The organism is Photobacterium nomapromontoriensis (genome assembly GCF_050336815.1).
GTDB classification, from domain to species: Bacteria; Pseudomonadota; Gammaproteobacteria; order Enterobacterales; family Vibrionaceae; genus Photobacterium; species Photobacterium nomapromontoriensis.
Genome location: NZ_JAKJSL010000019.1, coordinates 34636 through 56579 on the forward strand (window position 1 = coordinate 34636; position 21944 = coordinate 56579).

At 46.0% G+C, this 21944-nt stretch carries 21 protein-coding genes and 1 other annotated feature; of the genes, 16 read left to right on the plus strand and 5 right to left on the minus strand.

Annotated features, from left to right (window positions below; all coding sequences use genetic code 11):
• Positions 1–153 precede the first annotated feature (153 nt).
• Entirely contained in the window at positions 154–846 is a 693-nt protein-coding gene (locus L4D12_RS05315) for an SDR family oxidoreductase (protein WP_428446786.1), read from the plus strand.
• 250 nt (positions 847–1096) lie between these two features.
• Here L4D12_RS05315 and adhE read toward each other — a convergent pair whose 3' ends face one another.
• Positions 1097–3790 carry a bifunctional acetaldehyde-CoA/alcohol dehydrogenase gene (gene adhE, locus L4D12_RS05320; protein ID WP_428446787.1) on the minus strand — a complete coding sequence of 898 codons (2694 nt, stop codon included), beginning with the start codon at positions 3788–3790 and terminating at the stop codon, positions 1097–1099.
• Positions 3791–4420: 630 nt separating this feature from the next.
• Between adhE and L4D12_RS05325 the strand changes: the two genes are divergently transcribed.
• Together L4D12_RS05325 and L4D12_RS05330 are read left to right on the plus strand one after the other, a co-directional pair.
• The gene (locus tag L4D12_RS05325; protein ID WP_428446788.1) at positions 4421–5059 is read left to right on the plus strand and encodes a YchE family NAAT transporter; all 639 of its coding nucleotides are present in this window, start codon (positions 4421–4423) and stop codon (positions 5057–5059) included.
• Positions 5060–5229: 170 nt separating this feature from the next.
• Positions 5230–6048, plus strand: a complete 819-nt coding sequence (locus L4D12_RS05330; RefSeq protein WP_428446789.1) for an ion transporter — start codon at positions 5230–5232, stop codon at positions 6046–6048.
• 77 nt (positions 6049–6125) lie between these two features.
• On the opposite strand, the gene glpQ is transcribed toward L4D12_RS05330, so the two are convergent.
• Together glpQ and cysS are read right to left on the minus strand one after the other, a co-directional pair.
• Positions 6126–7205, minus strand: coding sequence for a glycerophosphodiester phosphodiesterase (gene glpQ, locus L4D12_RS05335; protein ID WP_428446790.1), 1080 nt, complete (start codon positions 7203–7205; stop codon positions 6126–6128).
• A 237-nt stretch (positions 7206–7442) separates the two neighbouring features.
• Positions 7443–8822: a cysteine--tRNA ligase gene (cysS, locus tag L4D12_RS05340; protein WP_428446791.1), complete on the minus strand. Its 1380-nt coding sequence runs from the start codon at positions 8820–8822 to the stop codon at positions 7443–7445.
• 329 nt (positions 8823–9151) lie between these two features.
• Between cysS and L4D12_RS05345 the strand changes: the two genes are divergently transcribed.
• Positions 9152–9649, plus strand: coding sequence for a peptidylprolyl isomerase (locus tag L4D12_RS05345; RefSeq protein ID WP_428446792.1), 498 nt, complete (start codon positions 9152–9154; stop codon positions 9647–9649).
• Positions 9650–9689: 40 nt separating this feature from the next.
• Positions 9690–10418 carry a UDP-2,3-diacylglucosamine diphosphatase gene (gene lpxH, locus L4D12_RS05350; RefSeq protein ID WP_428446934.1) on the plus strand — a complete coding sequence of 243 codons (729 nt, stop codon included), beginning with the start codon at positions 9690–9692 and terminating at the stop codon, positions 10416–10418.
• Between the two features lie 138 nt (positions 10419–10556).
• Here lpxH and L4D12_RS05355 read toward each other — a convergent pair whose 3' ends face one another.
• Positions 10557–11465, minus strand: coding sequence for a sulfite exporter TauE/SafE family protein (locus tag L4D12_RS05355; protein WP_428446793.1), 909 nt, complete (start codon positions 11463–11465; stop codon positions 10557–10559).
• A gap of 210 nt (positions 11466–11675) precedes the next feature.
• Here L4D12_RS05355 and L4D12_RS05360 point away from each other — a divergent pair, with 210 nt between their 5' ends.
• The 11 genes from L4D12_RS05360 to hisIE all read left to right on the plus strand — a co-directional run bounded on the left by L4D12_RS05360 (position 11676) and on the right by hisIE (position 21295).
• The gene (locus L4D12_RS05360) at positions 11676–12902 is read left to right on the plus strand and encodes an EAL and HDOD domain-containing protein (RefSeq protein ID WP_428446794.1); all 1227 of its coding nucleotides are present in this window, start codon (positions 11676–11678) and stop codon (positions 12900–12902) included.
• Between the two features lie 8 nt (positions 12903–12910).
• Complete coding sequence (locus L4D12_RS05365) at positions 12911–13426, plus strand: YchJ family metal-binding protein (RefSeq protein ID WP_428446795.1); 516 nt, start codon at positions 12911–12913, stop codon at positions 13424–13426.
• Positions 13427–13571: 145 nt separating this feature from the next.
• Positions 13572–13757, plus strand: coding sequence for a hypothetical protein (locus L4D12_RS05370; protein WP_428446796.1), 186 nt, complete (start codon positions 13572–13574; stop codon positions 13755–13757).
• A 181-nt stretch (positions 13758–13938) separates the two neighbouring features.
• Positions 13939–14076, plus strand: a sequence feature (His leader region).
• A gap of 35 nt (positions 14077–14111) precedes the next feature.
• Positions 14112–15008 carry an ATP phosphoribosyltransferase gene (hisG, locus tag L4D12_RS05375; protein WP_428446797.1) on the plus strand — a complete coding sequence of 299 codons (897 nt, stop codon included), beginning with the start codon at positions 14112–14114 and terminating at the stop codon, positions 15006–15008.
• A gap of 3 nt (positions 15009–15011) precedes the next feature.
• On the plus strand, positions 15012–16334 hold the full coding sequence (hisD, locus tag L4D12_RS05380; RefSeq protein WP_428446798.1) for a histidinol dehydrogenase: 1323 nt from the start codon (positions 15012–15014) through the stop codon (positions 16332–16334).
• Positions 16335–16341: 7 nt separating this feature from the next.
• Positions 16342–17388 (plus strand): histidinol-phosphate transaminase, encoded by a 1047-nt coding sequence (gene hisC, locus L4D12_RS05385; RefSeq protein WP_428446935.1) that lies wholly within the window; start codon positions 16342–16344, stop codon positions 17386–17388.
• Between the two features lie 18 nt (positions 17389–17406).
• Positions 17407–18492, plus strand: a complete 1086-nt coding sequence (gene hisB / locus L4D12_RS05390) for a bifunctional histidinol-phosphatase/imidazoleglycerol-phosphate dehydratase HisB (protein WP_428446799.1) — start codon at positions 17407–17409, stop codon at positions 18490–18492.
• Entirely contained in the window at positions 18492–19127 is a 636-nt protein-coding gene (hisH, locus tag L4D12_RS05395) for an imidazole glycerol phosphate synthase subunit HisH (RefSeq protein ID WP_428446800.1), read from the plus strand. Before hisB ends, hisH begins: the two co-directional genes overlap by 1 nt.
• Before the next feature lie 19 nt (positions 19128–19146).
• Complete coding sequence (gene hisA / locus L4D12_RS05400; RefSeq protein WP_428446801.1) at positions 19147–19905, plus strand: 1-(5-phosphoribosyl)-5-[(5-phosphoribosylamino)methylideneamino]imidazole-4-carboxamide isomerase; 759 nt, start codon at positions 19147–19149, stop codon at positions 19903–19905.
• Positions 19899–20672: an imidazole glycerol phosphate synthase subunit HisF gene (hisF, locus tag L4D12_RS05405; RefSeq protein WP_428446802.1), complete on the plus strand. Its 774-nt coding sequence runs from the start codon at positions 19899–19901 to the stop codon at positions 20670–20672. The genes hisA and hisF overlap by 7 nt, the downstream gene beginning before the upstream one ends.
• Complete coding sequence (hisIE, locus tag L4D12_RS05410; RefSeq protein WP_428446803.1) at positions 20669–21295, plus strand: bifunctional phosphoribosyl-AMP cyclohydrolase/phosphoribosyl-ATP diphosphatase HisIE; 627 nt, start codon at positions 20669–20671, stop codon at positions 21293–21295. Before hisF ends, hisIE begins: the two co-directional genes overlap by 4 nt.
• Before the next feature lie 54 nt (positions 21296–21349).
• Here the strand turns inward: hisIE and L4D12_RS05415 are convergent, their stop codons facing one another.
• Positions 21350–21928, minus strand: coding sequence for a thymidine kinase (locus L4D12_RS05415; RefSeq protein WP_428446804.1), 579 nt, complete (start codon positions 21926–21928; stop codon positions 21350–21352).
• Positions 21929–21944: the final 16 nt, after the last annotated feature.

Sequence of the window (21944 nt, forward strand, 5' to 3'; positions counted from 1 at the left end):
CACAGTTCACTAACATTTAACAATAGACATCTTGGGATTGGGCGCTTTTTCACAGTTCCCCTTTAGATTACCTCGTAATGTCAGGTTAATAATTTGTAACAAGTGGGAGTGTCAACTGATTCGTCGATACTCAAGCAAGCAATAGGAAAAGCCATGGACATAGCGCACTCAGTCATACTCATTACTGCTGCTGGCAGCCCGCTAGGTAAAGCAATTGCTCTCCATTTTGCCTCTCTTGGAGCTAAATTAGCGCTAATTGATGTGCGTAAACAAGCACTAGAACAGACATTACTCGCTTGTAAAACCACCGGCTCTCCCTGCCAGTCTTATCTGATCCCATGTCACGATGAAGCCTCGATTGCAGCGATGATCAACAGCGTCCATCATCATTACGGTAGAATTGATGTTCTACTCAACTGCTGGGTTGGCTCAGCGCTACCTTCTCTATTGAGCCCAACCTCTGTTGATCAGTTTCGCCGTACTATGACCGACGCCGTCACACCCTTTTTTATCTTCGGCAAACAGACTGCACACTACATGCGGGATCAACGCAGTAAAGGGGTGATCATTAACCTCGCCATTAATGGAGGGAACGAGCAACAATCGATCAACTCCGAATCAAAAGCCGTCGTCTCTGGACTGACCCAAAGCTGGGCAAAAGAACTGGCTGAATTTAATATTCGGGTAGGTGGCGTGGTACCTTTGATCATTGAAAATATCGATAACCCATCAGATAGCTCCCCATTACTCAGTTTCCCACTCCAGTATGAAGTGATCCGTAGTGCGGAATACATTGTGGCAAATGATTATTTCAATGGCAGGATGATCGAAGCCGAAGTCAGCTAATCCAATGATCCTCTGTGGTGTCACACATGCTCACCGCAGAGAATCAACGCGTTCCACTCAACCGTTGCTTTTTTTCGTATTTCCTTTCACCACTTTTTTCAAAATTAATCCCTTCTAACTCGTCCCTGCTCTAACACGCTCTTCCTCAAAACCCATCCCTTAAGACTCGCACCTATTTTCACCAGACATAAAAAAGCCCGCCAAAATGGCGGGCTAAATATTTATCTTTATGCGCTAGCTAAAACAATGATTAAGCTTCTGCTTTCTCTTTCTTAGCTTTAGCTGGTTTGTCAGCTAACTGCTCAGATTTCTTAATAACAGTGGTGCCTTCAAACGTTTCACCTTCAACATACGGTGTGCCGTAGTAAGCAGCTGTTAGTACTTCTTTCAGTTCGCTAATCAATGGGTAACGAGGGTTCGCACCAGTACACTGGTCATCAAACGCTTCAACTGACAATGTATCAATTTTCGCGAAGAAATCAGCTTCATTAACACCAGCACCTTGGATAGAGGTTGGGATATCTAGCTCAATCTTCAGCTCTTCTAACCAAGTCAGTAGACGTTCAATCTTCTGAGCAGTACGGTCACCCGCATGGGACAGACCCAAGTGATCAGCCACTTCAGCATAACGACGGCGAGCTTGAGGGCTAGCGTACTGAGAGAATGCTGTTTGCTTAGTTGGGTTATCGTTCGCGTTATAACGTACAACGTTAGAAATCAATAGTGCGTTCGCCAAACCATGTGGAATGTGGAACTCAGCACCAATCTTGTGCGCCATTGAGTGACATACACCCAAGAAAGCATTGGCAAACGCGATACCCGCGATAGTTGCCGCATTGTGTACTTTCTCACGAGCGATTGGGTCTGCTGCACCATTTTTGTAGCTTGATGGTAGGTATTCTTTCAGCATCTTAAGAGCTTGAAGTGCCTGGCCATCAGAGTATTCGTTAGCAAGTACAGAAACATAAGCTTCTAGTGCGTGAGTAACGGCATCATAACCACCGAATGCTGTTAGTGACTTAGGCATATTCATGACCAAGTTAGCATCAACGATTGCCATGTTTGGCGTTAGTTCATAGTCAGCCAGTGGATACTTAGCACCAGTCTTGTCATCAGTAACAACGGCGAAAGGTGTCACTTCAGAACCCGTACCAGATGTAGTAGTGATACATACAAGCTCAGCTTTCTGACCCATTTTAGGGAACTTGTAGATACGCTTACGAATATCCATAAAGCGCATTGCTAGTTCTTCAAAGTGAGTTTCTGGGTGCTCGTACATTACCCACATGATCTTCGCAGCATCCATCGGAGAACCACCGCCAAGCGCAAGGATAACGTCAGGCTGGAAGCTCTTCATTGCTTCAGCGCCTTTCTCAACAACAGACAGTGTTGGATCCGCTTCTACGTCGAAGAATGTCTGAACTTCAATACCTTGTGCTTTCAGTAGTGATACAACTTCATCAGCATAACCGTTGTTGAATAGGAAACGGTCAGTTACAAGGAACGCACGCTTTTTACCTTCAAGGTCACTTAGTGCGATTGGAAGGCTGCCACGACGGAAGTAAATTGATTTAGGTAGTTTATGCCACAACATATTTTCAGCTCGCTTCGCTACTGTTTTCTTGTTGATAAGGTGCTTAGGACCTACGTTCTCAGAGATAGAGTTACCACCCCATGAACCACAACCAAGAGTCAGAGACGGTGCAACGTTGAAGTTGTAAAGGTCACCGATACCACCGTGAGTAGTTGGGATGTTTACAAGAATACGTGCAGTTTTTAGCTTGTCGCCAAAATATTTAATACGATCAGCATTCACGTCTTGGTTTGTGTACAGGCCAGATGTGTGACCGATACCACCAATTTCAACCATTGTTACGGCTTGATCTACAGCGTTCTCGAAAGAAGACGCACGGAACATACCCAGTGTTGGAGATAGTTTCTCATGAGCGAATTCATCGTCATACTTAACTTCAACACCTTCACCGATAAGGATCTTTGTGTCTGAAGGTACTTTAACACCTGCCATTTCAGCAATCTTAGTTGCTGGCTGACCAACGATATCAGCGTTAAGTGCACCATTAATAAGCAGGATTTTACGAACTTTATCCGCTTCAGCTTTAGTCAGTACATAACCATTGTGAGAAGCAAAACGTGCTTTCACTTCGTCGTACACTTCATCCATAACGATAACTGCTTGCTCAGAAGCACAAACAACACCGTTATCGAATGTTTTAGACATTAGTACAGAAGCAACTGCACGCTTAATGTCAGCCGTTTCATCGATAACAACAGGCACGTTACCTGCACCAACACCGATAGCTGGTTTACCTGAAGAGTAAGCTGCTTTAACCATACCTGGACCACCAGTCGCAAGGATTAGGTTAATGTCATCGTGCTTCATCAGTGCATTTGAAAGCTCAACAGATGGTTGGTCAATCCAGCCAATGATGTCTTTTGGTGCGCCAGCAGCAACAGCCGCTTCTAGTACCAATTTTGCTGCATCGTTGGTTGAGTTTTTAGCACGTGGGTGTGGCGAGAAGATGATCGCGTTACGTGTTTTAAGAGAGATAAGAGATTTGAAGATGGCAGTAGATGTTGGGTTAGTTGTCGGTACGATACCGCAAATAATACCTACTGGTTCTGCGATGGTCATGGTGCCGAACTCTTCGTTCTCTTCCAAGATACCGCATGTTTTTTCGTCTTTGTATTTGTTGTAGATAAATTCTGAAGCGAAGTGGTTTTTGATAACCTTATCTTCAACAATACCCATACCTGATTCTGCAACAGCTTGTTGAGCTAGAGGAATACGTGCATTGTTTGCCGCAAGTGATGCAGCACGGAAGATTTTATCAACTTGCTCCTGAGAGTAAGTCGCAAACTCTTTCTGAGCCGCTTTTACGCGTGCAACCATTGCATCTAGTTCAGCTACATTAGTAACAGCCATAGTTAACTCCTAACTTAATATTGAAAACTTTTTAGTAAGGATACGTCTTACGTCCTTGGGGGTTATCATTGAGCATCCGGCTCATTCCATTCGATAACACACATACTTAGTAAATTGCTTTCAAAACTGATTATATTCTTTCACAGCTCGAAAAAACTTGATTTAGATCACCTGTAACCATTTCGGATTACATTTTGTCAAAATAAGAGCTTTATCATGCAATGCCGCCCATTTGACTGGTCATTATGTGATCTCGGCGATTGAAATGCACCCACCAAGCTAAGATTCACAACCAAATGAATAACGATACTTTACGTAATAAACCTACATAATCGATCACAATAAACTGTAGATGTGATCAAGATCACGCAATTTTTTCCGTCAATCAATCTTATCCGTTACACCTCTGTAGCACGCTACTCCTATCTGGTTAATAACCCGACAACAGAAAAATTAACGTGTCACATAGAATCATAATATAAACAGCTTATTATTAAATAAATTATGCCTACTTTTTATTGGTATGAATTCCTCATTTAGCTTAAAGTATCGCCGATCAACCATTAAACACTGATCATCTGTTGAGTTGGGAAGTGTCTTCCTTGTAATTATCCAAGCCAGAATATCACCATGCAAACACTTGAACTTGCCATTTTTTTACAGTTCTTTGTCGGTCTAATCGCAGCCGTCAACCCCATTGGTATTATGCCAATCTTTGTGTCACTAACGAGCCATATGAGCCCCGAAGAGCGGAATAAAACGGCTCTTACAGCCAACCTTGGAGTTGCTGTTATCTTGACGGTATCTCTACTTGCAGGACAAATGCTGCTTGATATGTTCAGCATTTCACTGGATTCATTCAGGGTAGCGGGTGGCTTACTATTACTGACTATCGCTTTCTCAATGATGAGCGGTAAACTGGGTGAAGATAAACAGAATAAACAAGAAAAATCAGAATCCATTAGCCGTGAGCAAATTGGCATTGTGCCACTGGCTATGCCATTAATGGCAGGACCTGGCGCGATCAGCTCAACCATTGTTTATGGATCTCGCCACCCGGATGTTATCAGTACGGTAGGTATCGCCCTTACTATTGCACTATTTGCCTTTAGTTGCTGGATGTTATTTCGTGCAGCACCTCTCATTGTTCGCGTTTTAGGCCAAACCGGTATTAACGTAATCACTCGTATTATGGGTTTGATTCTAGCGGCGCTCGGAATTGAATTTATTGCTAATGGCCTGCGAGCTTTATTCCCTGGCCTAGCCTAACAGTACGCCTCACTAACATATTAGGGAAGGTGTTACGCATAATACCTTCCTTATCTTACTTCTCTTCATTCTCGACCCTTTGCACCTCGCACCTCACCTTGCATTGTCCCCATCATCAATCCCTTATATCCTATTGTTACCCGTCACTATGTTAGCAAGGTTATTTTCCGGTGGTTACACTTAACCGTAGACAAAAGATCTACCAAATTATCTTTGGTACCCAGACCAAAGCAGGACAATATTTTGACATTGTACTGATCATTGCCATTTTAAGTTCTGAACTAATTTTGATTTTATCGTCGATGCAGGCGATAGAAACACGCTTTAGTGACAGCTTATTTGTTCTGGAATGGGTTTTTACCCTTCTTTTTACGATTGAATACCTTTTGCGGCTCTACTGCTCACCGAAACCTTGGGCTTATGCACGCAGCTTCTACGGCGTTATTGATCTGATTGCGGTTTTACCCAGCTATCTCGCTTTCCTGTTCCCAGGATCTAACTACCTGTTAATCTTCCGATTAATCAGGGTTATGCGTATCTTTCGAATCCTAAAATTAGCGCGCTTTCTAAAAGACTCAAATATCCTGCTGAGATCACTGCTCATGGCACAGCGTAAAATCTTGGTATTTTTCAGCTCTGTCGCCATTATCGTCACAGTACTTGGGTCATTACTCTTCATTATAGAAGGCCCTTATAATGGTTTTAGCAGTATTCCTGCCAGCATCTATTGGGCTATTGTCACGATCACAACCGTTGGATATGGTGATGTTGTACCACAAACTGACTTAGGCAAGGCACTGGCCTCATTCACCATGCTACTCGGTTATTCAATTTTGGCGGTACCAACAGGAATCATTACTGCTGAGTTAAGCCAGGAAATGAAAACCCAACGCGAACTGATCCGCTGTACTAACTGCTCAACCAGCGGTCATGAAAGTGATGCTCGCTTCTGCCGAAAATGTGGTACTGAGCTACCAGAACACTTATAGTTCACCATCGAAAAAAGCGGCACCGATATATAAATATCTTGATGCCGCTATCTTATGCTTTCTTCGTGTTGTCTTTATTATTGCGTTTTACGCCCTGATAAAAAATTCACTGCTTTATCGGGAAAATCAGTAAAGACACCATCGACATCGGCAGTATGGTAAAAAATATCTAACAGATCATTAAAGTCACTCGCATATTCAGGGATTCGTCCCGTATCAGCACGAAACGTATAAGGATGAACCTGCATACCTTGCTTATGAGCCGCCTCAACGAGCCCAGTCACCTTCACATTTCCTTTCGTTGACTGTTCAGAAACGACCATTGGATTCCACGGACCTATACCATCAGCATACTTGGCGACAGTAGCCATTCCGCCATCTTGGAACATCCAATCGTAATTATATGGTACAGCTTTACCATCTGAGCCATATACCATGGTCTCATTCCAATCGGTATAAGCCATCAACTGCACCAATTTAACGTCCATATCCATCGCGGGCATCAGCTCATCATGAATTCGCTTTAATTCATTGAAATCAAACGTCTGAAGATAAATATTACTGTCTTTTTCAGTATAACCGTACTGCTTCAGCACGTTCAGCACTGCGACACTAATGTCTTTTCCTTCATGGCGATGAAACCAAGGGGCTTTAATTTCTGGATAAATGCCGATGTTATAACCCAAACTCTTATTTAATCCTTGGATCATCTCGATTTCTTCTTCGAGAGTCGGCACTTTAAAGTCTGATTTCCAAATAGGGAATCGCTCCGGAAATCCTTGTACCTGCTTACCGTCTTCAATGTTAAAACCTTCAGTCACGCTAAGCTGCTTAATCTCCGCCAAAGTAAAGTCGATAGCATAATAACGGCCATCCTCTCTGACACGATCGGGGAATACCGTCGCGACATTCGTCACTCGATCAAGGAAGTGATCATGTAAAACCACCAGCTTGTCATCTTTGGTCATGACCACATCTTGCTCTATATAATCAGGTTTCATAGCATAAGCCATCGCTTTGGCTGGCAATGTATGTTCCGGCAAATATCCCGATGCGCCGCGGTGGGCAACAACAATTTTATCAGTAGAAGTTTGAGCGAAAACGGGGGAAGTTAACAGAGTACTAGAGATCAATGCAGTGAGACATATCTTGTTCATTATCATCATCCTAATCAACTGGTTAGGGCCTCTACATCAGCCCGGCGAGGTACACTATGCATCATAATCCTTTCGAATTATTTCAGTATTGTGATTATTAATAACTGTGATCAAAATGCGCGATATGGAAAATTAAATGCTCGAATGGTGATCTTGTTGCGATTTTTCAAATGATAAGTACAAAAAAAGCCGGAGTAAAAAACGCCGGCTTTTTCAAACGAACATAATGTTACTGTATTACTTACGACGCCACGTTGTACCTTGCGCACCGTCTTCAAGAACGATACCCATCTCGGTAAGCTTATCACGCGCTTCATCAGCAGCAGCCCAGTCTTTCGCGGCACGGGCATCAAAACGCTGCTTGATCAAGGCTTCAATGGCTTCTACATCTTCAGCATCGGCACTGCTCTGCAAAAAGACTTCTGGATCTTGAGATAGTAAGCCAAGCACATCTGCCAACTCACGCATACGTGCACCCAGTGCAGAAGCCGCTGTAATATCTTCGCTCTTAAGGCGGTTAATCTCACGCACCATATCAAACAAGACAGAATACGCTTCAGGAGTATTGAAATCGTCATCCATCGCTTCTGTGAAACGAGCGACAAACTCATCACCACCCGCCGCGGTGACTGTCTCATCAAGTCCACGCAGTGCGGTATACATACGCTCAAGGGCTGAACGCGCCTGCTTTAGGTTATCTTCGCTGTAGTTTAACTGGCTACGGTAATGACCTGACATCAGGAAGTAACGCACGGTTTCTGGATCATAATGTGCTAATACATCACGGATAGTGAAGAAGTTACCCAGTGATTTTGACATTTTCTCACGGTCAACCATCACCATGCCGCTGTGCATCCAGGTGTTCACATACTGAGAACCCGTTGCGCAGCATGACTGAGCGATTTCATTTTCGTGGTGCGGAAACTGCAGATCAGAACCGCCGCCGTGGATATCAAAATGATCGCCCAAAATAGCGGAGTTCATCGCAGAACATTCAATGTGCCAGCCAGGACGACCGGGCCCCCATGGTGATTCCCATATTGGCTCACCTGGTTTAGACATCTTCCACAATACGAAATCTAATGGGCTACGCTTGGCCATGTCAATATCGACACGAGCACCCGCTTGTAGCTGATCCAAATCTTGCTTAGACAGCTTGCCATATTCGTCAAACTTGCTCACTTCAAACATGACATCGCCATTACTAGCAACGTAAGCGAAGCCTCGCTCAATCAGGCGCTCACACATCGCAATGATTTCAGCGATGAAGTCTGTCGCACGCGGTTCAATATCCGGACGCTTCATGCCCAGCGCATCAAAATCTGCATGCATTTCACCGATCAGACGAGCCGTCAGTGAATCACAACTTTCGCCGTTTTCAGCCGCACGCTTGATGATTTTGTCATCGATATCGGTAATATTACGCACGAATGTTAGATCATAGCCCGCGTAGCGTAGGTAGCGTGACACAACATCAAATGAAACGAACGTACGACCATGACCAATGTGACACAAATCGTAGATGGTAACCCCACAGACATACATGCCTACTTTACCAGGCTGGATGGGTTTGAATTCCTCTTTCTGTCTTGTTAGTGAGTTATAGATCTTCAACATGTCTCTTAAATACTCATTTGGTGGGGTTACTGTATAAGTTAGTAATTACACCTTTAATGGCTGTATATGGCAAGGAAAATTGAGTCTATGCCGTCATCTGACCCAAATATTCCGTGGTAGTGGATGCATCAACATCTATACCAACTGAACCGCCATCTTCTATAGTTATACCTATGGCTGACATTGCACTGTCATGGCTGACAAGAAAAGACTATTATTTCACCTGTTTATAATGTCAATATACCCAAGTTACAGTTAGTATTGACGGTTAAAACCAGTAAGATAGAATCCAACGTTTACAGCAATAATCTCCATTAAAGGATAAGCTCATGGTAACGCTTCACACGACTTTTGGTGACATCAAAATCCAACTAAATACAGAAAAAGCACCGGTAACCTGTGAAAACTTCCTGCAGTACTGCCGTGACGGTTTCTACAACGGAACAATATTCCACCGTGTTATCGACGGTTTCATGATTCAGGGTGGTGGTATGGCTTCTGGCATGGAAGAAAAGGAATCGCGTGCAACAATTAAAAATGAAGCAAACAACGGCCTAAGCAACACAGTAGGTACGCTAGCAATGGCGCGTACCATGGAGCCGCACTCTGCAAGCTCACAGTTCTTCATCAACGTGAATGACAATAAATTCCTAGACTTCAAATCAGAAACACCTGATGGCTGGGGCTACTGTGTATTTGCTGAAGTGGTTGAAGGCATGGATGTGGTTAATAAGATCAAAGCCGTTTCTACAGGCAACTGGGGCTACGTGCATCAGGATGTACCTGTTGAAGAAGTACTTATCAATAGCGTGACAATCGAAGAGTAATTCTTCCCAAAGGGTGACCACTGTGTCACCCTTCCTTTCTATGAAAACACTTTTTATTTCAGACTTGCATTTAAGTGCAGATCGTCCCGATATCACCGCGTGTTTTCTCCGCTTTATGGAGCAAGAAACACTCGGCATAGATGCCCTTTATGTATTAGGGGATTTATTTGAAATGTGGATTGGTGACGATGATAACTCGATCTTCCATCAGCAAATCAAACAGGCATTTCGCCAACTGACTGCCCGTGGTATTCCGTGCTATTTCATTCATGGTAACCGTGATTTTCTTATTGGCTCACGCTTTAGTGCAGAAACAGGGGTTATCCTGCTGCCAGAACATACCGTGGTAGACCTGTATGGTACTCCAACCCTACTGCTGCACGGTGATACGCTATGTACACTTGATGAAAGCTATCAGCGTTTTCGTAAAAAAGTACATAACCGTTTTATTCAATGGCTATTCTTATGTCTACCGCTCAGCTGTCGCCAACATATTGGTCAAAAGCTTCGCCAAGGCAGCAGCCAAAATAATCAGGTAAAAAGCCAAGCGGTCATGGATGTTACCCCCAAGGAAGTACAAACCGCCATGCACCAGTACCAAGTGACGCAGATGATCCATGGTCACACCCATCGACCGGACACCCATCAGCTCTCTCTGGATGGACAACCTGCCACACGAATTGTTTTGGGTGACTGGTATGATCATGGTTCGGTTTTGGTATGCAGTCCGTCAGGCTGCCAGTTAGGCACACGGGATTTCCAGCCATAATAATGCGTGACACACACGAGCTAGCTAGAACAATACACAAGTAAAAAGCCCACCGTGACTGGCCGAATAACCGTCACGGTGGGCTTTTTATTTATGCCATCACAACATTATGCCGACAGATAGCATCCAATCTTACGATTAATAGTCGGATACAGGCTGAGCCACTACTGTTGTTGATACTGTTGATCGCGCTTTACGCCATGACCGATACATCGTAAGCGAGGTATACAACACTACGCCAATGACCAGCCATGACAGTAAATGCATGTCGAGTGACTTCACCAGATAAGCCGCAATCAACACACCTATCGGGCCAGTGATGGCAACCACTAATGCCGCACGGCTGTTAATGCGATTACGTAGAATAAAGCCTCCTGCTGAGAAGAAGCACAAGAAGGCACATGAGCACATCATAATAGGGAAAGCAGCTAATGGGTGCATCCCCAGCAAGTACACCATGGTCATGCAAGGGGCATAAAGACCAATCCCCACCGTCATCAGTGCACCGAATAAGAAGTTACCCACTATCGCAACGGCCAGCTTCCAGCCACTCAATCCTAAAGCCATGCCGCCTAGTGGTAATATTTCTAACTGCCCAGCTAGCATCATCCCCGCCACTACCAGCAACGCACAACTCATCACAATACGTATTACTTGGCGATCCCACCCAGAGACCAAGCGAGCTCCGACAGTCGCACCAAAGCAAGCGGCTAACACCATGGACACCAAGGTGATGGGATCTACATCCACTGCGGTAAGAAAAATCAATGACTGTACAACTGTAGCCATGGTTGCCTGACAGTTCATGGTACCCGGCAAGACCTGATCGTCCACCAGCTTAAATTGCTTATATCCCGCGGTCATAATGGCAAAACTACCGACACCTAATGTGTCGCAAAAATTGGCAAAACCACCAATAAGACCGATAGGGATAATCTTCGTCTGTGCTTCCTGCTTTCGATTTTTATGCCATGCCATTAGTAGCATAGTCATAAAAATACAACCACCTACAAGCAATCCCGCTTGTATGACTGTGAATACCGTCATGAGTTACACATTATTTTACGAAAGGAGCGCAATTATCCATTAAGATGAAAAATAATGCTATGTCTTAGGCTAATAGACAACATCTTCGCCAAATTGCTTATATTGTTTGATTTTTCAATCGCTGTGGGTTTGTAATGTAATTATGAATAACACATAATTGCAGTACTTAGCTGATAATTACTTTTTTCGCCGTCATTTTAACCGATATTCATGAAATCATATTTAGCAAGACAACCTGTATTAAACAGGAACAAAGAAACCATCGGCTATGAACTGTTGTTTCGGGATGGCCCAAACAACTGTTTCCCAGATGTTGGCGACGAACACGCAACCCATCGCTTATTAGCAGATAATTTTTTAAGTTCCAGCACGAGTGAAGTTACAGCTGGCAAGAAAGCGTTCGTCAATTTTCCCTATAGTAGCCTGATCAAACGCACTCCTCTGCTATTTCCGAAGAAGTGCTTCATTATTGAGATCCTCGAAACCTGCGAGCCTAATGATGAATTATTCGATGCGATTGTTGAACTCCATGGTCGAGGATACACACTTGCATTAGACGATTTTATTCCATCACCAGAATGGACACGCTTCTTACCCTACGTGCACATTATCAAATTTGATATTCGCCAGACTCCGATCGCCAAAGCGGGATTCTTTATCCGTCGCCATCGTGAAAAAGGCAGCACGCTGGTATTCCTTGCTGAAAAAGTAGAGACTTATGACGAATATATAGCTGCGTGTGATGTGGGCTTTAACTTGTTTCAAGGCTTTTTCTTCAGTCGCCCAGAGCTTCTCAGTCGCAAAACACTTAAGCCGTCAGCATTAACAACGCTGCGCCTATATCAAGAGATCAGCAAAACTGAAGTTAATTTTGATCAGATCGAAAGGATCATTGCGACTGACGTATCTCTGTCTTATAAGCTACTGCGCCATGTCAACAACCTAACGATTACCCGAGCGAAACCTATCTCCTCTTTCAAGCAGGCCTTGGTGTATCTAGGGGAGAAGAAGCTTCGTCGTTTTATCACATTTGTTGCCACGTCGCATGCCACTGAAGATAAACCGTTATCGCTATACTACCTGTCATTGCAACGAGCTCGATTCTGTGAGTGTTTCAGTCAACGAATTTCACTGCAAGTTACGGGAAACCAAGCTTTTTTGACCGGTCTTTTTTCGTTACTGGACTCCATTCTTGACCAGCCGATAGAGACGCTGATTGATCAGCTATCCCTCGACAATGTTATTCATCAAGCGCTCATTTACCATCGAGGTCAACTAGGTTGCATATTGCGTTTGGCGATTGCCTACGACAATGCTGACTGGCCCCTGATCAAACAGCTTAGCCAGACCCTACAGATAACCGAATCTGTCGTTGCAGAGCTATATATCGACTCAATAAAATGGGCGACTCTTTTTGAACAACATACTGCCGAGTAATTCAATTCATGACTAAATCAACGTCGTCATGCCCTTGTGGCAGTCAGCGTCCACTTACGGACTGCTGCCAGCCTATCCATTGTGACCCGAGTCTTGCGATCCACCCAGAACAACTGATGCGTTCTCGCTACAGTGCACATGTGCTCGGGTTAGTTGACTATGTCATTGCCACCTATCATCCAAGTTGCGAAGCCGAGCAGCATCGTGATGCCATTGCCGATTCTGTTCATTCACAGTGGCTTGAATTGGACATCGTCAATAGTGAAATTGTCGACTCCGGCGAAGGTTATGTGGAATTTAACGCTTATTATCGTGAAGGGAAAAACGACTATTGCTTACACGAACGTTCGCGCTTCGTACAAGAAGAGGTGAATGGCAAGCAGCAATGGTTTTACATTGATGGAGAATACCCAGAGTCCACCAATTCAGCGTCAGAATCCACACCAAGCACTAATGAGAAAGTTGGCCGCAATGATCCTTGTCCTTGTGGCAGTGGCAAAAAGCACAAGAAGTGCTGTGGCTAATCCCCCTCCTGTCGATAATCGGCAGGGGTTTCACCAAACCCCTACCTTGATCGCAAAACCATCAAATCAGTACAAATAACACTCAAAAAACACACCTTATTGCCGATTTAGTCATCAGATATATTCTGAATATAAAGGCAATGACATGATCAATCCCAATAACCCTCTGCCGTTGTCGGCTCAAAAACATCTCAGCAAAGTCACCAAAGCGTCAGCAATGAATGAACGCAAACAAAAGGTCGAATCAGCAACCAGCCCCCCTGCTGATGAACCTCCCAAACAACCCGATAAAAAACGGCCACGCAAAGGGCTGCTCGACATCTATGTCTGATCAGCAAAAACAATAACGCTGAGTAAAAACAGTACTACAACAAAAATACCGCAGGAATTTTACGATTTCCTTCAAATTGCTATTGCAAAATATACTCAGCTTCGTTAGTGTAAATATCAAGTAAAGCGTTAATAAAAACTTATATAGAGTAGATAGTTATGCGTATCGAAATGGTAAACCTACACCACCATCATCATCCTGATTAGTCTTTCGGGAGGATACGCCTCACTCTGGAAGACGCAAAAACTCTCTTCCAGCGGTCAGTGATAACTCAGCATTCAAGACCCTTGGAAGAACCATCTTCCAAGGGTTTTTTCGTTTTCAGGATCAACATCAAGTACAGGGATTAGAACAATGCAGACACAACGATTACGAATTGCAATTCAGAAAAAAGGTCGCCTGAGCAAAGAGTGCCAGGACTTACTTAAAAACTGCGGTGTCAAATTCAACATGGTCGGTGAACGGCTGGTCGTACACGCCGAAAATATGCCCATCGATCTGCTTTTGGTACGTGACGATGATATTCCTGGATTGATCATGGATGGTGTTGTTGATCTCGGGGTGATTGGTGAAAATGAACTGGAAGAAGTCGCTCTGGAACGCATTGCTCGTGGTGAGCCCGCCAATTACACCAAGCTACGTCGGCTTGATTTCGGTGGCTGTCGTCTGTCTATCGCCATCAATAAAGAAGCTCAGTACAACGGTCCTCAGGACCTTCAGGGACAACGGATCGCTACTACCTATCCGCAGCTGGTTAAACGCTATATGGATCAGCACAATATCCAATTTAGTACCTGCATGCTTAACGGTTCGGTCGAAGTTGCCCCGCGTGCTGGACTGGCAGATGCCATTTGTGATCTGGTTTCTACCGGGGCAACCCTTGAGGCCAATGGCTTGAAAGAAGCAGAAGTCATACTGCGATCCAAAGCCGTTTTGATCCAACGTACTGGTGATTTTTGTTTCGATAAACAAGCCTTAATAAACCGCTTAATGACTCGTATCCAAGGGGTTATTCAGGCCAAAGAATCAAAATATATTATGCTACATGCCCCGACTGATCGTCTTGAGCAAATCAAAGCCCTGCTACCCGGCGCGGAAGATCCAACGGTCATGCCACTGTCGCAAGATAAAACCCGCGTCGCTATTCATCTAGTCAGTGCAGAAAACCTGTTCTGGGAAACCATGGAACAGCTTAAAGAGCTGGGAGCCAGTTCTATCCTTGTGCTACCGATTGAAAAGATGATGGAGTAAGCCATGAAAACGGTTGTATGGCAATCTTTGAGTGAAGACCAGCAAGAAAGTCTGCTTGAACGCCCGGCAATTTCCGAAGGGGCGAATATTACGGCGATTGTAGCGGAGGTAATTGATAATGTCCGCCGCCGAGGGGATGACGCCCTGCTTGAGCTAACGGAAAAATTTGACGGGGTCAGACCAAACTCAATCAAAGTCAATGCGGATACTGTCGCGGCAGCATCAGCACGCCTGAGCGACACCATGAAACAAGCACTCCAGCTCGCTTATCATAATATCGCTAAGTTTCACCAGGCCCAGCGGCAAAACACACTACGGGTAGAAACACAGCCCGGCGTGATCTGTGAGCAAGTCACCCGCCCGATCAACTCAGTAGGGCTGTATATCCCAGGCGGCAGCGCCCCGCTGCCATCGACGGTACTGATGCTGGGAGTACCAGCGCAAATTGCAGGCTGTCGTCAAGTTGTGCTTTGTTCGCCACCACCCATTGCCGACGAAATTCTCTATGTGGCTGAACTCTGTGGAATTTCAGAGATCTATAATGTCGGAGGTTCACAAGCTATCGCCGCAATGGCTTATGGCACCCAAACTATCACAAAAGTAGACAAAATTTTCGGTCCGGGTAACGCCTTTGTGACAGAGGCCAAGCGTCAGGTCAGCAACGATTTCCGCGGCGCAGCCATTGATATGCCAGCAGGCCCATCGGAAGTATTAGTCATTGCTGACAGCAGTGCGGATCCTGACTTCATTGCCGCTGATTTACTGAGTCAGGCTGAACACGGTCCAGACTCGCAGGTTGTGCTGTTAACCCCCGACCCGAGTATTGCTGATCGCACCGCTGATGCTATTCAACAACAACTCAAAGTGCTACCTCGTGCTGATATCGCTCGGCAAGCACTCGGTTCGAGTATTCTAATTGTTGCTGAAAGCCTGACGCAATGCATTTCTATCTCGAACCACTACGGTCCTGAACACCTGATTGTACAAACCCATAGCCCTCGGGATCTGGTTTCCCAACTCGATAATGCTGGGTCAATTTTCCTCGGTAACTGGTCACCGGAATCAGTCGGTGATTATGCATCGGGGACGAATCACGTATTACCGACATATGGCTATACCCGCACTTATTCCAGTTTGGGATTGGCAGATTTCTGCAAACGAATGACGGTACAAGAACTGACGACTAACGGATTGCTACAGCTCGCGCCAACTGTCGTCGCTATCGCAGAGGCCGAAGGGCTCGATGCCCACAAGCGAGCCGTCACTATCCGGGTCGATAAACTCACAGCCATACAGGCTGCGCAACACATCCAAAAAGAGGCATGATATGAGCATTACACAACTGGCCCGCAAAACCATCAGAGAACTCACGCCCTACCAATCGGCTCGTCGATTGGGCGGCTGTGGTGATATCTGGCTCAATGCCAATGAATCGCCTTTTGCCAATGAATATAATATTAATTGTGATCGCCTTAATCGCTACAGTACATGCCAGCCTGAAGAGCTGATCACCGCTTATGCCGATTATGCCGGGGTACATACAGATCAAGTGCTGACCTCTCGAGGTGCAGATGAAGGCATTGAATTACTGATCCGCACTTTCTGCGAGCCCAATCAAGACAGTATTCTTTACTGCCCTCCCACTTATGGTATGTATGCGATTAGCGCCGAGATCTTTGATGTCGGCACAAAAGTCGTACCACTCACGGCTGAATGGCAGCTCGATTTAGCGGCTATCGAGGCAAACTTAGCCAACACCAAACTGGTGTTTGTTTGTAGCCCGAATAATCCAACAGGCAACCTGATCAACCGCTGTGACATTGAAGCCCTACTCAATATGACAGCGGGTAAAGCCCTTGTCGTCGTTGATGAGGCTTATATCGATTTTTGCCCAGAAGCGACGACTGTCGATCTGCTCAGCACCTATCCGAATCTCGTTGTACTAAGAACGCTGTCTAAAGCGTTTGCATTAGCTGGGCTGCGATGTGGCTTTACCATAGCCCGCCCTGAAGTGATTGAGCTGCTATTGAAAGTGATCGCCCCGTATCCGGTGCCTATCCCTGTCACTGACATTGCCGTGCAAGCCCTTTCTGCAGCAGGACGGGCTAAAACAAAATTCCAAGTATTGGATATAGGCGCGAATCGTGCCTACTTGCAGGCAGGCCTTAGCATGCTAAATGGGGTGACGGTTTATGACGGATATGGCAACTACTTATTGGTTAAATTCCCCAATGCAGAGCGTCTGTTTGCCTCACTGTGGGATCACGGCATTATTCTCCGCCGCTCCCCAATTGAAAACTGCATCCGAATTAGTGTCGGTAACCGTGACGAATGTGAAAAGACTCTCGCCTTCATCCGTGAGCAAATAGAACAGTATTAACAATTAAGGATAAGCATAGTGAGCAAGGAAAAAATATTATTTATCGACCGCGACGGCACTCTAATTGTCGAACCTCCTGTTGATTTTCAGGTCGATCGCCTCGATAAGCTCAAGCTGGAACCCTTTGTGATCCCGGCACTACTGCAATTACAGGATGCAGGCTATAAACTAGTGATGGTCACCAATCAAGACGGACTGGGTACCGACAGCTATCCTCAGGCAAATTTTGATGCCCCGCATAACATGATGATGGATATCTTCACCTCGCAAGGGGTGATCTTTGATGAGGTACTGATCTGCCCGCACTTCAGTGAGGATAACTGCTGTTGTCGCAAGCCTAAGCTCGGTCTGGTTAAAGACTATCTTCAGCAAGGTCGGGTTGATTTTGAAACCTCAGCGGTCATTGGTGACCGTCAAACGGATCTACAACTGGCAGAAAACATGGCTATTCGTGGGATCCAGTACCACCCGGATCCAACCGATACTGGCACCATGAACTGGCAGCAGATCGTCAAGGATCTAACCACACGACCACGGATTGCTGAAGTAGTCCGCACCACCAAAGAGACGGATATTCGGGTTAAGGTTAATCTGGATGAGACGGGCGGTAATCACATTGAAACCGGGCTGGGTTTTTTTGATCACATGCTGGATCAAATCGCGACTCACGGTGGGTTCCGTATGGCGCTGACAGTGAACGGTGACTTGCACATTGACGATCATCACAGCGTCGAAGATGCCGCTCTCGCTTTAGGTGAAGCGCTAAAGAAAGCCCTTGGTGATAAACGTGGGATCGGCCGCTTTGGCTTCAGCCTGCCGATGGATGAGTGCCTCGCGCAATGCGCTCTGGATCTCTCCGGCCGTCCCTACCTGAAATTTGATGCCACCTTTAGCCGTGACCGCGTAGGCGACCTGTCTACCGAAATGGTACCGCACTTTTTCCGCTCGCTAACCGATACTCTAGCCTGCACGCTGCACCTGTCATCCGATGGCTATAACGATCACCATATCGTTGAAAGCCTGTTTAAAGCATTTGGCCGCACCTTACGTCAAGCTATCCGGGTTGAAGGCAACGAACTGCCAAGTAGCAAGGGGGTTCTGTAATGGCATCAGCGAACCAAAAAGTGGTCATTATAGATACAGGTTGTGCCAATGTGTCTTCCGTTCAATTTGCCATTGAACGACTCGGATATTCAGTCATCGTCAGCAAGGATCCAGAGGTTGTACTTGATGCTGATAAGCTGTTTCTCCCCGGTGTCGGTACGGCCAGTGAAGCCATGAAAAACCTTAAGGAACGCAGCCTGATCGCCCTGATCAAACGGGTTGAAAAACCCCTGCTGGGTATTTGTCTGGGCATGCAACTGCTCGGAAAGCGCTCACAAGAGCAAGGACAAAATGGTACTGATCACGTCGATTGTTTAGGCTTGTGTGAGGCCTCGGTACAAAAGCTGCAAACCGGCACGCTTCCCCTGCCTCACATGGGTTGGAACACCATTACGCCTGAGCCTGGACACCCGTTGTTTAACGGGATCCCAGCAGACAGTTATTTCTACTTTGTTCACAGCTACGCCATGCCCATATTCGAAGAGATAACCGGTGGTCGCACCATCGCGAGTAGTGACTATGGCCAACAATTTACGGCAGCCGTGCAAAATGGTAACTACTTCGGGGTCCAGTTTCACCCGGAACGATCAAGCAAAGTAGGCTCGAAACTGATCCAAAACTTTCTCGAAATGTAGGACAACACAAGGACTTGTTATGATTATTCCCGCATTAGACTTAATTGAAGGCCAGGTTGTCCGCCTGTTTCAAGGTGACTATGGCAAAGTTACCGAATATAAGGTTAACCCGACAGAGCAGTTTGCCCGCTATCATGATGCGGGTGCGAACTGGCTACACCTAGTCGACCTCACGGGTGCCAAAGATACCTCAGCCCGCCAATTAACATTGATCCGCGAGCTACTTGCCAGCACTCCCGCCAAGGTTCAAATTGGTGGCGGCGTACGTACCGAACAAGATGTCGCTGACCTACTGTCTGCAGGGGCTGAACGCGTAGTGATTGGCTCAACCGCAGTCAAACAACCAGAGCAAGTGAAAGCCTGGATGACAAAATATGGGCCGGAACACATTGTGCTGGCGCTGGATGTCAATATCGATGCTGATGGCAACCGCAAGGTTGCGGTTTCGGGCTGGCAGGAAGACTCAGGCGTAACGATTGAAGATCTACTTGATGATTTTCTGCGCGTCGGTCTTAAACACGTGCTATGCACTGATATTTCACGAGACGGTACACTGGCAGGTTCAAATGTCGATCTTTATGTCGACCTCTGTGCCCAGTATCCACAGGTACAATTTCAGTCATCCGGCGGCATTGGTTCACTGGACGATATTGCCGCACTCAAAGGTTCTGGTGTCGCAGGTGTGATTGTCGGCCGAGCATTACTGGATGGGAAGTTCAATGCAGAGCAGGCATTTTCCTGCTGGAATGATAGAGGCAGAGAGGCACAACTATGCTAGCAAAACGCATTATTCCTTGCCTTGATGTCCGCGATGGGCAAGTCGTTAAAGGCGTCCAGTTCCGTAATCATGAAATCATCGGTGATATTGTCCCTTTAGCCAAACGGTATGCCGAAGAAGGGGCTGATGAGTTAGTGTTCTATGATATCACCGCGTCTAGTGATGGTCGGGTAGTCAACAAAAGCTGGGTCGCCCGCGTAGCGGAAGTGATCGACATCCCATTCTGCGTGGCCGGAGGTATCAAGTCTGCCGACGATGCCAGCCGCATCCTGCACTATGGGGCGGATAAAGTCTCAATTAACTCCCCTGCGCTAGCCAACCCTGAGTTGATCACCGAACTCGCTGATAAATTCGGCGTTCAGTGCATCGTGGTTGGCATCGACTCCTACTTTGATGCTGATACGGGCAAATACCAAGTGTATCAATTTACGGGGGATGAAAATCGCACCCAAGCCACTCGCTGGGAAACCCGAGACTGGATACAGGAAGTACAGCGTCGAGGGGCTGGAGAAGTCGTCCTTAACATGATGAATCAGGATGGCGTGCGGAACGGTTATGATCTTACCCAGCTCAATACGATGCGGGCCGTCTGCCATGTTCCCTTGATCGCTTCTGGTGGTGCCGGTGACATGGTGCATTTTGCTGATGCATTTAATCAAGCCAATGTAGACGGTGCACTAGCCGCCTCGGTATTTCATAAACAAATCATTAATATCGGCAAACTCAAACAATTTCTGAAACGACAAAACGTGGAGATCCGACTATGAGCCTCACCCATGACATTAACTGGGAAAAAGTAGACGGTTTGATTCCTGCTATTATCCAGAATAACACCAGTGGCCAAGTATTAATGCTGGGCTATATGAATAGCGAAGCACTGGCTAAAACGATTGAAACCCAGCACGTTACCTTTTGGTCTCGCACTAAAGCACGGTTATGGACCAAAGGTGAGAGTTCAGGCAATGTACTGCAATTAAAAAGCATCAAACTCGATTGCGATCAGGACACCCTACTGATCAAAGTTGAACCGGTGGGCCCAACCTGCCACCTTAATACCACCACGTGTTTTGACAGTGATACCGCTCAAGCCGGACATGTGGAACAGCCTGCTCTGGTGTTTCTTCATCAACTTGAGCAGATCCTGGCTGCTCGTAAAGGTGCCGATCCCGACACCTCCTATACGGCCAGCCTCTATGCCCGTGGCACCAAACGGATTTCGCAGAAAGTGGGCGAAGAAGGGGTTGAAGTCGCGCTTGCGGCAACGTCGGGTGATAAAGCGGAATTAGTTTGTGAATCTGCCGACCTAATTTACCATCTTCTGGTCTTACTACAGGATCAAGGGCTGTCATTAGCCGATGTCACTGCCAAGCTACAAGAACGACATCGCTAAACGGTAAAAAACGATGATAATAAAAAGCCCGGCTACTGCCGGGCTTCCATTATTCTAGCGATCTAACGCTTCTTTGTAGTGTTTACGACACACGGAGAGATAACGGTCATTCCCGCCGATCTCAACCTGATCACCATCAGCAATCGCTTTACCGGTTTCATCCTGACGGATCACCATATTGGCCTTACGCCCACAGTGACAGATGGTTTTCAGCTCGACCAGCTTATCAGCCCAAGCTAACAAGTAACGGCTGCCTTCAAATAACTCACCACGAAAATCACTGCGTAAACCATAACACAATACCGGAATATGCAGTTTATCGACCACTTCTGTCAGTTGATAGACCTGATCTTTGGTCAAAAACTGGCATTCATCCACCATGACACAGTCAATCTTCTTGGCATCATGCATAATCTGCAGACGATGATACAAGTCATCTTCTACACTGAATAATTCCGCATCTTCCTGTAACCCAATTCGAGAGCTTACCACGCCCTTACCGTAGCGATCATCAATGGCAGCGGTAAAAATAACCGGTGTCATACCGCATTCACGGTAATTAAATGACGACTGCAGCAGTGTGGTTGACTTACCCGCATTCATTGCCGAGTAATAGAAATACATCTGGGCCATTAAGTTTCCCTAGTAG

Bases quoted from the DNA above. Each gene is read 5' to 3' on its own strand.
- adhE (WP_428446787.1), bottom strand. From the start codon at position 3,790: ATGGCTGTTACTAATGTAGCTGAACTAGATGCAATGGTTGCACGCGTA.
- hisA (WP_428446801.1), top strand. From the start codon at position 19,147: ATGATTATTCCCGCATTAGACTTAATTGAAGGCCAGGTTGTCCGCCTG.
- L4D12_RS05315 (WP_428446786.1), top strand. From the start codon at position 154: ATGGACATAGCGCACTCAGTCATACTCATTACTGCTGCTGGCAGCCCG.
- hisIE (WP_428446803.1), top strand. From the start codon at position 20,669: ATGAGCCTCACCCATGACATTAACTGGGAAAAAGTAGACGGTTTGATT.
- L4D12_RS05325 (WP_428446788.1), top strand. From the start codon at position 4,421: ATGCAAACACTTGAACTTGCCATTTTTTTACAGTTCTTTGTCGGTCTA.
- lpxH (WP_428446934.1), top strand. From the start codon at position 9,690: ATGAAAACACTTTTTATTTCAGACTTGCATTTAAGTGCAGATCGTCCC.
- L4D12_RS05365 (WP_428446795.1), top strand. From the start codon at position 12,911: ATGACTAAATCAACGTCGTCATGCCCTTGTGGCAGTCAGCGTCCACTT.
- hisG (WP_428446797.1), top strand. From the start codon at position 14,112: ATGCAGACACAACGATTACGAATTGCAATTCAGAAAAAAGGTCGCCTG.
- L4D12_RS05360 (WP_428446794.1), top strand. From the start codon at position 11,676: ATGAAATCATATTTAGCAAGACAACCTGTATTAAACAGGAACAAAGAA.
- cysS (WP_428446791.1), bottom strand. From the start codon at position 8,822: ATGTTGAAGATCTATAACTCACTAACAAGACAGAAAGAGGAATTCAAA.
- hisH (WP_428446800.1), top strand. From the start codon at position 18,492: ATGGCATCAGCGAACCAAAAAGTGGTCATTATAGATACAGGTTGTGCC.
- glpQ (WP_428446790.1), bottom strand. From the start codon at position 7,205: ATGAACAAGATATGTCTCACTGCATTGATCTCTAGTACTCTGTTAACT.
- L4D12_RS05345 (WP_428446792.1), top strand. From the start codon at position 9,152: ATGGTAACGCTTCACACGACTTTTGGTGACATCAAAATCCAACTAAAT.
- hisD (WP_428446798.1), top strand. From the start codon at position 15,012: ATGAAAACGGTTGTATGGCAATCTTTGAGTGAAGACCAGCAAGAAAGT.
- L4D12_RS05415 (WP_428446804.1), bottom strand. From the start codon at position 21,928: ATGGCCCAGATGTATTTCTATTACTCGGCAATGAATGCGGGTAAGTCA.
- L4D12_RS05370 (WP_428446796.1), top strand. From the start codon at position 13,572: ATGATCAATCCCAATAACCCTCTGCCGTTGTCGGCTCAAAAACATCTC.
- hisF (WP_428446802.1), top strand. From the start codon at position 19,899: ATGCTAGCAAAACGCATTATTCCTTGCCTTGATGTCCGCGATGGGCAA.
- L4D12_RS05355 (WP_428446793.1), bottom strand. From the start codon at position 11,465: ATGACGGTATTCACAGTCATACAAGCGGGATTGCTTGTAGGTGGTTGT.